The sequence below is a fragment of the Desulfovibrio sp. MES5 genome, from assembly GCF_002237645.1.
In the GTDB taxonomy this organism is placed as follows: domain Bacteria; phylum Desulfobacterota; class Desulfovibrionia; order Desulfovibrionales; family Desulfovibrionaceae; genus Desulfovibrio.
In genome coordinates, this window is sequence record NZ_MJUZ01000016.1 from 15,893 (window position 1) to 28,825 (window position 12,933).

Below are 12,933 nucleotides of genomic sequence, written 5' to 3' on the forward strand. Positions count from 1 at the left end.
TTACGCATTCCCCGCTGCCGCGCGCGCCCCAGCGCCGTGTTCATGTCTTGCCGCCGCAACGCTTTGCTTTGAACGGTCGCGCAGGCTCTGCAACACGGCATCACGCGGCCCATCCATCTTGATCTGGCCGTTTTCCATAACTATCAGCCGTTCCACAATCCTGAGCATGGACAAGCGGTGCGTCACAAGCACCACCGTGCGGTCCTGCATGACCGAGAACAGACGCTTTTGCAGCATGAGTTCAGAATCCGTATCCATATTACTGGTTGGTTCATCCAGAAGCAGCACTTCAGGGTCACGCACCAGGGCCCGGGCCAGAGCCACGGCCTGACGCTGACCGCCGGAAAGCGCCTTGCCCTGCTCGCCCACCTGTGCGGCGAAGCCCGCGGGGTTGTTGCGCAGAAAGTCCGTCACGCCAGCCAGGGCCGCTGCCCGCAAAATCAGGTGGTCGTTAATGGTAGGATCGCCCAGAGCGATGTTGTCGCGAATACTGCCGTAAAACAGCACCACGTCCTGCGGCAGAACCCCTATGCGGCCTCGCAGGTCGGTGCTGGGGATCTGGCGAATGTCCACATCACCGAACTTCACGGCCCCTTCCTTGGGCTGGTAAAGGCCAATGAGCAGTTTTGACAATGTGCTTTTTCCCGACCCCATGGGGCCGATGATGCCAACGCGCTCGCCCGGCTCAATGCGCAGGGAAACGCGGTCAAGAGCCAGCCTTTCCTGATGCGGATAGGCGAAAGACACGTTTTCCATAGTGAAGGAAGGCCGCAACATGCCAAAATCCATGCAGGTCTTTTCAACCTGGTTTTCGGACGGCAGCAGCATGAGCATGTCCAGAGCCTTGAGCGTCACGTGCGAATTTTGCAGCCGCGTGAGCAACGAGGCCATCTGCAGCAGGGGGGCCATGGTGCGGCCCACCAGAATATTGCAGCCTATGAGCGCGCCCATGGTCATGAGCCCTTCAGAGATGCGGTAGACGCCCCACACGATCATGGCCACTGTCACCAGCTGGGTGATGAGCATGGATACCGTGACCGCCAGGTTGTTATACTTGCGCGCTTCACTGTTGGACTGGGCCGAAAGGCCCACCACGGATTCCCAGAGTTTCTGCATACGGCTTTCGGCCATGCAGGACTTGAGGGTTTCAAGCCCACCCACAATTTCCACCAGCAGGGCGTTTTTCTGCATGTTCTGCTTGTAGCTGGCCTCGGCGCTGCGCCGCGAACGCTGCTGCAGCAGCAGGCCCAGCCCCAGCATAAGCGGCATGGCCGCCAGGGGCAGAAAGACCACCGGGCCGCCAATAAAGCCGGTAAGCAGCAGAAAGATCACCAGGAAGGGCAGGTCAATGCAGGCCAGCAAACTCGACGAACTGAAAAATTCTCGCAACTGCTCAAATTCACGAAGGTTATTCACCAAAGCCCCAGTGGATTCCGGCTTGGCGTCCATACGCATTGAAAGCACTTTTTCCACCAGCGAACTGGAAAGCACGATATCCGCATTGCGCCCGGCCACATCCACAAAGTGCGTTCGTAATGAGGACAGCAGAAAATTGAACATGTAGATGATGATGATGCCGATGGCCAGAACCCACAGGGTTTCAATGGCGTTATTGGGCACCACGCGGTCATACACGTTCATGACGAACAGCGGACTGCCCACGGCGATCAGGTTGATGACCACGCTGGCCAGGGCAACATGGCGGTAAATGGGGGCATAATAGCGCAGCACGTCCCAGAACCAGCGCTTGCCGTGCGCAATGCTCAGCCGTTCGGCCCGGTCGTCGGGCGCGGCCTCCACTGCGGCGAAAAGGGCATACCCCGAGTAATCCTGCTTGAGGTCTTCAAGCTGGACAGTCTGGGCGGCTTCGCTGGTTTCGGGAAAAACAACTTCTGCCTTGCCGTCACGAATGTAGGTTACAACGCAAGAGCGGTCGTGCGTCAGAAGAAGGATGCAGGGCAAAACCAGGCTGGGAATTTCATCAAGTTCGGGGCGAAAAACAATGCGCCCTGAAAGCCCCGCCTTGCGCGCCGCCCGCAGGCAGGCCTGGGGCGTCACCTTGTTGCCGGTGAGGCCCGACATGAGAAACTGCGGGCTCACAACCTTGCCGCGCAAACGCAGCAGAACCGCAAGGCTGCGCAACAGACCCGGCATAAAATCCACGTCCGAAGGGCGCAGGGGCCCCATGGTACGTTCCTTGTCCCCCTGCCCGCCGCCCATGGCGGCTTCCTGGCGCGCGGCATGGGCTATGGCGTCCATAGCGGCCTTGCCGACCTGACTGGAGGCACCGGGCGCGCCTTCTTCTCTCTGTTGTCCACCAGTATCTGTAGCTTCGCCAGCCTCGCCTGCGGCGGGATCGCCTTCTCTTGCGCCAGCCCCGGCCTCCGGCGTCGGAGCGTCAGCGCTGTCAGCGCCTGCTGCGGAAGGCTGCACGCCCTGGAGCGCCTGTGATGCCCGCGATTGCGGCATCTGCGATTGCGGCTGCTGCGATTGCGGCTGCTGCGGCATTGTGGCCGACTGCTCCGGCTGCTGCGATATATGGGACTGCTCTAACGGGTGTGATTGCTGCGGCATCTGCGGCATCTGCGGCATTTGCGGCATCTGCGGCATTTGCGGCTGCTCCGGCTGTGATTGCTCTGACGCCTGGGGCTGCTGCGTCTGTACTTGCTGCGACGCCTGCTGCTCCATATTGGCAGCCTCTTTGTGGTCTGCCCCGGGTGATGCCTTGTGCCTGTCATTGCCGAGCACGATTCGGCCTCCGGGCTTCAACGACATGGCGCCGTGCAAGGCAGTGCTTTTTGCCGCGCCGCCTTCTTCGGGCGTATGCTGCTGGTTTGGCGGCGGCGCTCCAGGCTTCGTCGCGGCAGCATGCTCACGGGGGTGCAGCACAGCGGCCCGGCTGACGGCCTGATTGCCACGGGGCGCGGTTGCGCCCGCAGACACCGGGGATTCAGCATCAGGCCGCGCGGCCGGATTGCTCTGTAAATTTATAGAGGAAGCTTTTCCAGAGGGCGCCTCGTGATTTGCGGCAGCGCCTTTGTCGACAGCTGTTGTCTCATCACGGGTATTTTCTGAACGATCTGTTATATTGGAATTTTCCATGGCATTCCCATTGCTGTAGCGTCGGGGCAGAAACCCCTTGCAGATAGGCGGGAGCGTACGTCGGCAACAGGATCACTTGCGGGACTTGTGGCCGCATCGCATGATGTAAGGCGATCTTCCGCCATATGAAAAATACTATACTGATGCAGGATTGCCAAGCGTTTTGGCTACCCGAATCGGCGGAGGAGACGTGTGGGAAAACGCATGCGCTGAAAGATTGGTGTTATGCCCCGGCGCATCTCTGCGCCGGGGCATAACACCTCTTACTCGAACCAGCCGGGAGCGAATTCTTCGCGGGGATCCGCTGCATCCTTGGGCGGGGTCTGCCCAAGGGGTGCGGTATTGATGGACATCTGCGGCAGCAGATTGCCCGAAAGGGCACTCAAACGATACGCGCCCACCAGGATGTTGCCGCGAGCGGTTTCAGCTTGGGTCGAAGAGTTGAAAAGCTCATTCTCTGTATCAAGCACGTCCAGAATACTGCGCTTGCCGATCTGGAACTGCTCAATATAGGCTGAACGTGTGTACTTGCTGTACTCCACGGCCTTGGTATAGTGCGAGAACTGCTCCTGCGCGGCCTGATAGTTGGTCCAGGTGCTCTCGATATCCAGCTTGAGCTCGTCGATGAAGTCGTACATCACCTGACGGCTCTGACGGATACGCGCCGAGGCGGCACGGCGTTCAGCCAGGTCGGCCCCGCTGTTGAAAATATTCCAACGCACAACGCCCATCACGTCAAAGCTGTATATCCAGCGGTCACTTGCGCCGCCACGGTCCGTATAGTTGGGGCCGGCTTCAAGATTCAGCGTGGGGTAAAATGCCGAATCAGCCAGTTCACGCTCGCCGCGTGCTGCACGGATATCCTGCATGTAAGCGGCAATTTTGGGGTTACTCTGCTCGGCCTGCGCGAACACGGCGTCAGGCCCCTGATACAGTTCAGGAGGCATGGTCACGGGAGCCAGCTTGCCGGTCGCCGGCAGGCCGGTAAGGCGTGTGTAGCGCTCTTCGGCCACCAGCAGGGCGGCCTTGGCTTCAGAAAGGCTCGACAGCGCACGCTGGAGGCGTGAACGGGCTTGCGTCACGTCTGCGGCGGTATCAGCGCCAAGGTTGGCTCTTTCCTGCGCTTGGCTGACCAGGGCCTTGTGTTGCGTGACGTTCGATTCGGCCAGCGCCAGAATCTTTCTGCGCCGCAGCACATCAATATGCGAGATGATTCCCTCAAGCGACATGGAAGTGGCGGTGTCAAACACCCTGAACTTCACAGACTCAAGGGTCGATTTGGCTGTACGCACGCGCGACCTGGTGGCAAAGCCATCCCATATGGGCTGCACAAGCTGAGCGCTGACGCCAGCCAGGCCCCACATCTGGGTGTCCAGGTCTCTACCGCGGGTTGATGAGTCGCTCAGGACGCTGCCGCCAGCCCGGCCGGTAACGTCGACGCGTGGGCCAAAGCCGGCTTTGGCGCGGTCGGCCTCATGTTCAAGTACATTACGGTTTTCCTGCATGCCACGCAGGGCGCGGTTTGACCGCAATACTCCGTAAACAGAGTCTTCCACAGTAATGACCTGCCCCGCTGGCGGCGGCGGATAGGCGGATTCTGCAGCCGAGGCCACAGCGGGCAGCAGCAGGCCAAAAGACAAAAGGTATGCAACAAGTTGTTTCACGATTCACTCCCTGAACTGGAAATCCGCACCGTCAAGCGTTTTTCCGCTCTGTCAGCACGCCGGCCAGAATGGCCCACATTATGAAGATAAACAGCCAACACAGGCTTACTTTCACAACGGCATGCTTTGAGATGATTTTTTACTTACACAGGGCAATTAAGCCCTGCAGACTCTTCAAGTTCTGCTTCGGAAGACCAGCCCGCGAGCTGCACATCTTCATCCCAGCAACGCAGCGGCCGATCACGACACGCTGATTGCTATGCAAGATTCGGCCCGAAGCATATGGCCTATACGCAGTAAGCAATAGCTGAAATATAAAAGCAATAGCTTCGAGGCCCTTAACTTGAAATAGGGTTTTTTAACACTCTATAATTATTAACAATATATTCTAATAAATTTTTTTAACACTCTTACAAATACTACATAAAAACAGGCTTGTTAGACACACTCCACAGCTCCGTACCGTTCCGGCTCTGCCGTGCAAAAAAAGATATTCGGTAAAAAAAATCCGCAAATAAAGACAAAAACTTTATAATTACAGCATACTGCATAAACAGTAACGCACGGTACTGCAAATTTCTGTTGATGGGGCTCGCCCCCCACCATCAGGATTCAGAGAGCCGATAGGCGGAACCCAGAGGGGAAGACAGTTGGCGGGGCAGAATATCAGCTATAAGCAGCTGGTATACTGCGTAAACCCCAACTTGCGCGGACAAGGTTCAAAAGCGGCTGACGAGCAGTTTCACATCGCATGCGCCCTGGCGGCCATAGGCCATTCGCCATTGCGGCATATGCGATCTACCGGCCTCTGCTCGCAAAACCCGCCTGGATCTCTCTTTGGGGGGATTTTTGCGGAGCAGACCGACACCTATGTCAAAAAGACGACACCACCGCTCGAACGTAAACGACGTACAGGAATATAAGTCAGAGAGCAGGCGTTCTCTGAGTCAAGGCAGCGCGGAGCAGTCACCGTTGCAAATATTTATTCGCAACGCATCAATATGCGGTTCGCCCTTTGTGGCGCGGGGCAGCGCGGATAAACCGCGCTTAGCCCCCGCGCCTGACGGCTGACCACGCAGCCGCAGGGCAACTTTACAATAAAATTGTCCTAGAAGGTGTAGTTCAGTTCTTCAAAGTAGGCCTTGGGGTGCGCACATGCGGGGCACATTTCGGGCGCATGATCTCCGTCCACAAGACAGCCGCAGTTAAGGCAGCGCCAGACCGTGGGCTTGGAACGCATGAACATGCGGCCTTCCTTGATGTCGCTGGCCAGCTTCAGAAAGCGCTTTTCGTGGTAGGCTTCGGCCACGGCGATATGGCGCATGGCATAGGCCACTTCAGAAAAACCTTCTTTTTCGGCAATGGCGGCCATAGAAGGATACATCTCTGTATGCTCATAATTTTCGCCATGTGCAGCGGCCAGCAGGTTGGCTTCGCTGCCGGCGATGACGCCAGCGGGGTAGGCTGCCTGAATTTCTACTTCGCCGCCTTCAAGAAACTTGAACAGCCGTTTGGCGTGTTCCTTTTCCTGAGATGCGGTTTCAAGAAAAATTTCTTCCACAAGCACGAACCCGTCTTTTTTGGCTACGCCGGAAAAGAAGTCATAGCGATTGCGCGCCTGGGATTCACCGGCAAAAGCGGTAAGAATGTTCTTTTCAGTCTGGCTGCCCTTCAATGATTTCATAAACCTCTCCTTGAACATGCCAAGCATGTATTTAAGGTATGCGAGCTGAAGCGAAATAAAAGGGGACAGCCATTGCCATCCCCCAAAAGCGACTATAAGAAATGAGATCAGTTACTGTCAAGCATTTATGCAGCCTGTTGCGCTGCTGCAAGCTGGGCTTCCAGAGCCGCGAGTTGTGCCTGGAGGGCATTCATTTTGCTATTGATTCCGGCATCCATCACGCCGCCAGTCACATGACTGGCAAGACTGGTCAGCTGACTTTTCAGAGATTCGATCTGCTTTTTGATGCTCTCAACGGTATTTGTACCACTGGAACCGCCGCCAATTCCGGAGGAACCGTCAGCGCCGCCCGTACCCTGAGCAGACCCCTCCGCCTCGCTGCCGGACAATCCTGCAACGGACGCTCCGGACGAACTGGTCGTTTCTTCCTGCTTGTCGTCACTGGAGGCCGAGGAAGTATACCGGCCCAGTTTTTCGGCAAAAAGCGCCTTGGCTTGATCGGAGATGCTTACCGTATCGCCCGAACTGCTCCCAGATGTGGTACTGCTGGCGCTTTTGGAGCTGCCGCTGCTGATTCCCCATAATTCATCCACGCCAGAAAGACCACTGACGCCATATGTGCTTGTGCTGGACACGCTCATAATTACTCCTTCAGTGCTGTGCACCAGGAAAGTATTGCTCCTCGCCCCTTTCCTCCTTGAAGCAGCAAAAAATATGCCACCCGATATAGGGCAAAATTTGCCCAAAAGGCCTGACGATGCCCATTCTTTACAGGCGCGCCGACCTATGGCAGCCTTGTCTCATGGTTGAAAAAAAACCGGCTTCACGGCGCTTCCGGTCTCAAGGCGCGCCTCTGCCTGCCTGCGTCCACCTGCGTCTTGCCGATGGCACCAATCTTACAGCCAGGGTAAGGGTCTCTTCCCGTGCCAGGCGCACGCGCCTTTCCCTCAGCCCTTACGGGCATCTGACCATCACCACGCCAGAAGGCATGCCTCCATCCCTGCTTGAACAAACCCTCCCCCAGTTTTTGCCATGGCTTGAACGTGCATGGAAAAAGCGCAGGGCCACGGCCCCACGGCAGCAACTGCCTCCAAGCATTGCACTGCCCCTGGCCGGGCTGACGTTTGCGGTGCGGACTGAGGGCGACATGGCGGCGGGCAAGCTGGCGGCGGCACGGCATCACGAAAACCATTTTTCTCTGCTGGCGCGGATAGGTTCGCAGCGGCTTCTGCTGGTGCAAAGCGTCGACTGCCTGCGCCTGTTCGGCGCTGTTGAAGACGCCAGCCTGTGCGTCAAGGCCCTGCGCCAGTGGTGCCGCCATATGGCCGAAATCCTGCTCCCGGCGTATCTGGACAATCTTGCCCGGCAGGCAGGCTTTGCGCTTGAAAAAATCAGCGTGCGGGATCAACGCTCGCGCTGGGGCAGTTGCGCGCGTACGCGCAGGGCCAACGGCAGGAGCCAGCCACAGGAAAAAGACAGGCAACGGGCCCAGGACGGCGCAATGCATGGCGCATCCCTCACCGCGCAAGGCAGAGCCGGAAGACTGGCCGCAAAGCTTTTCAGCCTGTTCACCGCCAGACCCGAAAACAATGGCGGCAGGCAGGCAGGGCTTCTGACCACAAATCAGGAGTACAGCCCTGCGGGGCAGCAGGGGCAACCGGTCGGGCGCATCAGCCTCAACTGGCGGGCGGCGCTTCTTCCCCTGCCCCTTCTGGAGCACCTTTGCTGGCACGAGTTGTGCCACCTGCGCCATATGGATCATTCACCGGCCTACAGGGCAGAGCTTGCCCGATACTCGCCCCACTGGCCCCAACAGGAAAAAGCCCTCAATGACGCATGGCGCGACCTGCCCTGGTGGGCGCTGCCTGGAGAAGGCGAGCCGAGTCCGGCCGAAGGCGAAGAAGACTGATCCCCCACCCGTTTGCCGGGCCAGGATGCCGCAGAGACTCTATCTGTTGAGCATATATCGAGATTGTAAATTCTGAACGGTTGACGGCGCGCGCTGCGGCACATGCACGCGCAGCAACCCCCACGGCACGCCTTCACGGCGAGCGCCCGCGCGGCCATCAGAGCAGTGCTGGCGCAACACCACGCCAGATCATGTTACCTTTGAAAAAAGATGGATGCGTTAGCGCTGCACGAAAGTGCAGCGCGCCGCAACGTGGCATGGATGCTGCCAGAATTCGCATCTCTCGGCAGCATGCCGCATTGAAATGTGACGCATTACAAAGGCATTCTGCTCTAGGGCTTCAGGTCGCCCATAGAGTTGGCCCTTCCCGCCAGCACGATGGTGTCGCCCTTTTGCAGTACCGTCATGGCCGGGGGCACAAAATTAAAAGAGTGTTCCCCCACAGGGCGTATGCCCAGCACCATGACATTAAAACGCTGCATCAGGTTGAGGTCAATCAAGGTCTTGCCGTGCCACTCGTCCACCTTCAATTCCTGAATGGCTATGCCGCCGTACTTGGGGATAAGGTCCAGCATGCCGGGGTAGGTAAGCTGATGGGCGGCCATGACGGCAGCCTCCATTTCGGGCACAAGGGCGCGGTTAACGCGCAGGCGCTGCAATATTTTGCGGTGTTCCTCGTTGGAGGCCTTGACCCATATCTTGGGGCCGCCCAGTTCCTGCACGTTCAGGGTGATGCTCAGCGACTGCTCCACGCTCTGCCCCACGCTGATCACCACCCAATCCAGATCCTGCACATGCAGCGAACGCAGCACGGCTATGTTTGTGGCGTCGGCCTTGTACACGGAATTCAACGCATCCTCGGCCCTCTGCACCTGAGAGTCGGACATGTCTATGCCTACCACCGTGTGCCCCAGAGAAACCAGGGTGGTGGCCATGCGCAGCCCGAACTTGCCCAGGCCGATAACACCGATTTCAAGTTTCTTTTCCGCCATATATTTCTCGCAATAACGCTCCGCTGCTGGCGGAAACGCCTTTATGCCCGGCGCTGCTTCTTGTCCATGCCGGGACGTCTTTTACAGGAATGCCGTTCTCGAACGGCGCAAATATTTTCAGGGCCGCAAACCCCGGCACAAGGCCCGTCCAGGCCGCGCGACGCGGCAGTGCCATTGCCAGACAGCGCGCGTACCTTGCCGCGCAGGCAGGAACGACTCGTGCCATCCGCGAAACAATGTGCGAGGCCGCGCGAAGCCGCATCCCCGGCTAGCCGATGGGCAGCTGGGTTTCCGCCACTGTGTACGCCTTGCGCGGCTGAAGGCTCTGCACAGCCATAAGCAGGCTCAGCAGGCCCACGCGCCCGGCAAACATGTTGACGATAATAATGCCCTTGCCCTCGGCGCTCAGTTCTGGCGTGAGATTCAGGGAAAGCCCCACTGTGCCGAGGGCGGACACTTCCTCAAACAGAATGCGCAAAAAGGACGGGCCTTCAGTGGTTGTTCCGTGCAGTATTCCGTATTCCGTGATGCTGAGAAGAAAGGTCGATATGCCAACCAGCATTGAGTAAAAAAAGAACAGCGTCAGCGCGCGGGTGACGTTTTCCTCCGGCACGCCCCTGCCTTCCAGCACTATCTGTCTGTCGCCGCGAAACTGCGTTGCAATATAGCCCACCAGCACCCTGAACGTCACCACCTTGATGCCGCCGGAGCACGAACCTGGCCCGCCGCCCACAAACATGAGGGCCATGATCACCAACAGGCTGGCCTCGCTGAGGCTGGCCATGTTGACGGTGTTAAAACCAGCAGTGCGCGCCACCGCCGTCTGAAACAAGGCCGTCAGGGCCAGATCAAAACCATCGCCAAGGGCGTGCTCATTGCCCACTCGCCAGAATTCAATGGCAAAGCCCACGGCAGCGCCCACAACAATAAGAAAGAAGCTGGTTTTCAGCACAAGACGGCTGAACCGGCTGAACTGGCGCACCGGCAGGCCTATCCGCCCTCTGGAGATGATGCCGAGCGCCTCGCGCAGTACGCCAAAGCCAATGCTGCCCAAAAAAACGCTGGCCGTGATAATGCTGTTCACCACCACATCGTCGCGAAAATTCATGAGGCTGTTGGCGCTGAGCGAAAACCCCGCATTGCAAAAGGCCGACACAGCGTGAAAAACCGCGCTGAACGGATAAAAAAACACAGGATCATGCCAGTACAGCAAAAGGGCCGTCACTGCCTCAATGCTGAAAACAAGAGCCAGCACCTGCAAAAGAAAGGACCTGAGGTTAAAGTCATCCCCAAGCAATGCCTGACTCACGGCCTCACGGCTTGTGAAGGGCACATGATTACGCCAGAGCAGAAAAATAATGCTTGTATAGGTCATGATGCCAAGGCCGCCTAGTTGCACGAGCAAAAGCAGCACGGCCTCGCCAAAGGGGCTGAGCACGGCGCTGATGTCCACAGGCGTAAGCCCTGTAACGCACACCGCAGATGTGGAGAGAAAGGCCGCGTCCATCAGGCTGAGGCTGTGTCCTTCTTGCCAGCTTGCGGGCATGTGCAACAATGCCGCCCCGACGGCAATAACCGCCAGGAATGAAAAAACGGGCCAGGTGAGGGGACTGAAAAATCGGTTCCACTGCATTCTCACCATGTAAGCCAGGCGTGACAGGATTGCAAGGCAGATGACGCCGGGCGGCAATCCCCTGCCGCGCGGGTCATGGCCGCAGTGCTGGCAGAGCGCAAACCCTGCGCGACGGGGCCGTGCCGCTGGCAATGCCGTTGATCTTGCCGCCGCATTTTTCACCACCATTTTCCGTCCTGCACGCCGACAGCTCCCCCTATGTCGCATGGGCGCATGGGGCGCGCTGGGGCACATTGGAGAGCATTGGACACCCTGGTCTGAACGCAGGCGCTCTTTACAGACGGCTTCGGTGCGCGTATGCTTTAAAACGAGCTAGGGGAACCGTGCGGACGAGAGTTGCACGGCTGAGAGTGGGAAAACCCAGACCCTATGAACCTGACGCAGTTCGCACTGCCGGAGGGAAGCCGCAGCCACAAGCTCTACCGCTGCTTGTGGTTTTTTTGCGCCCTGCGTCGCAACCCGCGAGGCACACATGTCTACCACACTTTGTTCCCAGAACGCCGCTCTGCGCGGTCTTCTGGACACGCACCTTGCCACCCTGGCCGCCGAAGAGGGGCTGACGCCCGAAGCAATCATCGCCGCCCTTGAAGCCGGAACCATGGTTCTGCTTGGCAATCCCGCCCATGTCGGACTCAAGCCCATTCTCGTGGGCCAGCCTGCCAGGGTCAAGGTCAACGCCAACATCGGCACGTCCCCCCTGAACAACTGCCCCAACACAGAAGAACGCAAAATTCACGCCGCGCTGGACGCGGGCGCGGACACGGTCATGGATCTTTCCATCGCCGGGGATCTGGACGCCCTGCGCCAGGGCATGCTGGCCGCCTGCCCCCGTCCTCTGGGCACAGTGCCGCTCTACGCCGTGGGCCAGCAGATACTCGACGCCGACCGCGAGATCACCAGCATGCGGCCCGACGACCTTTTTGATGAAATAGCCAAGCAGGCCGCGCAGGGCGTGGATTTTGTCACCGTGCACTGCGGCCTTTCCCGCCGTGGCGCCGAGATGGCCGTCAAGAACAACCGGGTTCTGGGCATAGTCTCGCGCGGCGGCTCCATGCTGGCGCGCTGGATGCTTGAAAACGGCCGCGAAAATCCCCTGCTGGAATACTTTGACCGCCTGCTGGACATCTGCCGCCCCTACAATGTCACCCTGTCCCTGGGGGACGGCCTGCGCCCCGGCGCTGGCGTGGATGCCGGCGACGCCGCGCAGTGGGAAGAAGTCATCAATCTTGGCCGTCTTGCCAAGTACGCGCTTGAGCGCGGCGTACAGTGCATGATCGAAGGCCCCGGCCATGTGCCGCTCAATCAGGTGCGTACCCAGATCCAGGGCATCAAGCGCCTGACCAACAATGCGCCCCTCTACGTGCTTGGCCCCCTGTGCTGCGACAGCGCGCCCGGCTACGACCATATAGCCGGAGCCATCGGCGGCGCTCTTGGCGTGGAAGCCGGTGTGGATTTTCTCTGCTACCTCACCCCCGCCGAACACCTCACCCTGCCTGACGAAGCCGACGTGCGCGCGGGCGTCATGGCCTCGCGGGTGGCGGCCCAGGTGGGCGAAACGGCGCTGGGCCGTCCCCATGCCGTAGCGCGCGAGGCTGCCATGAACGCAGCCCGCAAGGCTCTTGACTGGGACGGCATGTCCAAGGCCGCGCTTGACCCCAAGATGCTCGAAAAACGCCGCGAGGCCCACAAGTCTGAAGAAGTGTGCGCCATGTGCGGCAAATTCTGCGCGGTCAAGATGCTGCGCGACCATTAAAAACAGCAGCTTGCCTTTGACCACAGGCAACTTCAAGGCCACACGCAAAGGCTGGCCGTGAAGACCAAGATCGAAGGCAGGGCGTGAAGAGCAAACACGAAAGCCAGATTCAAAAGCCAGGCTTGAAGGCGGACTTGAAGGCAAGGGAAGCCAGTTACAGCCTTTGATCATGCAAATTCCCGGCGACGCCGTCTCC

The 12,933-nt window shown here is 58.8% G+C and carries 8 protein-coding genes and 1 riboswitch; of the genes, 2 read left to right on the plus strand and 6 right to left on the minus strand.

The annotated features are described in order from the left end of the window. The 4 genes from BCS36_RS05690 to BCS36_RS05705 form a co-directional block, all read right to left on the minus strand. A complete protein-coding gene (locus BCS36_RS05690; protein ID WP_291301944.1) occupies positions 1-3,102 on the minus strand; it encodes a type I secretion system permease/ATPase in 3,102 nt (1,033 codons plus the stop codon). A 263-nt stretch (positions 3,103-3,365) separates the two neighbouring features. Continuing rightward, the gene (locus BCS36_RS05695) at positions 3,366-4,766 is read right to left on the minus strand and encodes a TolC family outer membrane protein (protein ID WP_291301945.1); all 1,401 of its coding nucleotides are present in this window, start codon (positions 4,764-4,766) and stop codon (positions 3,366-3,368) included. 1,108 nt (positions 4,767-5,874) lie between these two features. Continuing rightward, positions 5,875-6,450: a rubrerythrin gene (gene rbr / locus BCS36_RS05700; protein ID WP_291301946.1), complete on the minus strand. Its 576-nt coding sequence runs from the start codon at positions 6,448-6,450 to the stop codon at positions 5,875-5,877. Positions 6,451-6,575: 125 nt separating this feature from the next. Further along, positions 6,576-7,091 (minus strand): FlxA-like family protein, encoded by a 516-nt coding sequence (locus BCS36_RS05705; protein WP_291301947.1) that lies wholly within the window; start codon positions 7,089-7,091, stop codon positions 6,576-6,578. Between the two features lie 161 nt (positions 7,092-7,252). Here BCS36_RS05705 and BCS36_RS05710 point away from each other — a divergent pair, with 161 nt between their 5' ends. After that, on the plus strand, positions 7,253-8,359 hold the full coding sequence (locus BCS36_RS05710) for a YgjP-like metallopeptidase domain-containing protein (protein ID WP_291301948.1): 1,107 nt from the start codon (positions 7,253-7,255) through the stop codon (positions 8,357-8,359). 332 nt (positions 8,360-8,691) lie between these two features. On the opposite strand, the gene BCS36_RS05715 is transcribed toward BCS36_RS05710, so the two are convergent. Next, positions 8,692-9,351, minus strand: coding sequence for a TrkA family potassium uptake protein (locus tag BCS36_RS05715; protein ID WP_291301949.1), 660 nt, complete (start codon positions 9,349-9,351; stop codon positions 8,692-8,694). Positions 9,352-9,619: 268 nt separating this feature from the next. Continuing rightward, positions 9,620-10,984 (minus strand): TrkH family potassium uptake protein, encoded by a 1,365-nt coding sequence (locus BCS36_RS05720; RefSeq protein WP_291301950.1) that lies wholly within the window; start codon positions 10,982-10,984, stop codon positions 9,620-9,622. Positions 10,985-11,288: 304 nt separating this feature from the next. Further along, positions 11,289-11,403, plus strand: a riboswitch (TPP riboswitch). 53 nt (positions 11,404-11,456) lie between these two features. Here BCS36_RS05720 and thiC point away from each other — a divergent pair. Next, positions 11,457-12,737 (plus strand): phosphomethylpyrimidine synthase ThiC, encoded by a 1,281-nt coding sequence (gene thiC, locus BCS36_RS05725; protein WP_291301951.1) that lies wholly within the window; start codon positions 11,457-11,459, stop codon positions 12,735-12,737. Positions 12,738-12,933 lie beyond the last annotated feature (196 nt).

Excerpts from the sequence above, each read along its gene's own strand:
- BCS36_RS05690 (WP_291301944.1), bottom strand. The coding sequence starts at position 3,102 with ATGGAAAATTCCAATATAACAGATCGTTCAGAAAATACCCGTGATGAG.
- rbr (WP_291301946.1), bottom strand. The coding sequence starts at position 6,450 with ATGAAATCATTGAAGGGCAGCCAGACTGAAAAGAACATTCTTACCGCT.
- BCS36_RS05705 (WP_291301947.1), bottom strand. The coding sequence starts at position 7,091 with ATGAGCGTGTCCAGCACAAGCACATATGGCGTCAGTGGTCTTTCTGGC.
- BCS36_RS05710 (WP_291301948.1), top strand. The coding sequence starts at position 7,253 with ATGGTTGAAAAAAAACCGGCTTCACGGCGCTTCCGGTCTCAAGGCGCG.
- BCS36_RS05715 (WP_291301949.1), bottom strand. The coding sequence starts at position 9,351 with ATGGCGGAAAAGAAACTTGAAATCGGTGTTATCGGCCTGGGCAAGTTC.
- BCS36_RS05720 (WP_291301950.1), bottom strand. The coding sequence starts at position 10,984 with ATGCAGTGGAACCGATTTTTCAGTCCCCTCACCTGGCCCGTTTTTTCA.
- thiC (WP_291301951.1), top strand. The coding sequence starts at position 11,457 with ATGTCTACCACACTTTGTTCCCAGAACGCCGCTCTGCGCGGTCTTCTG.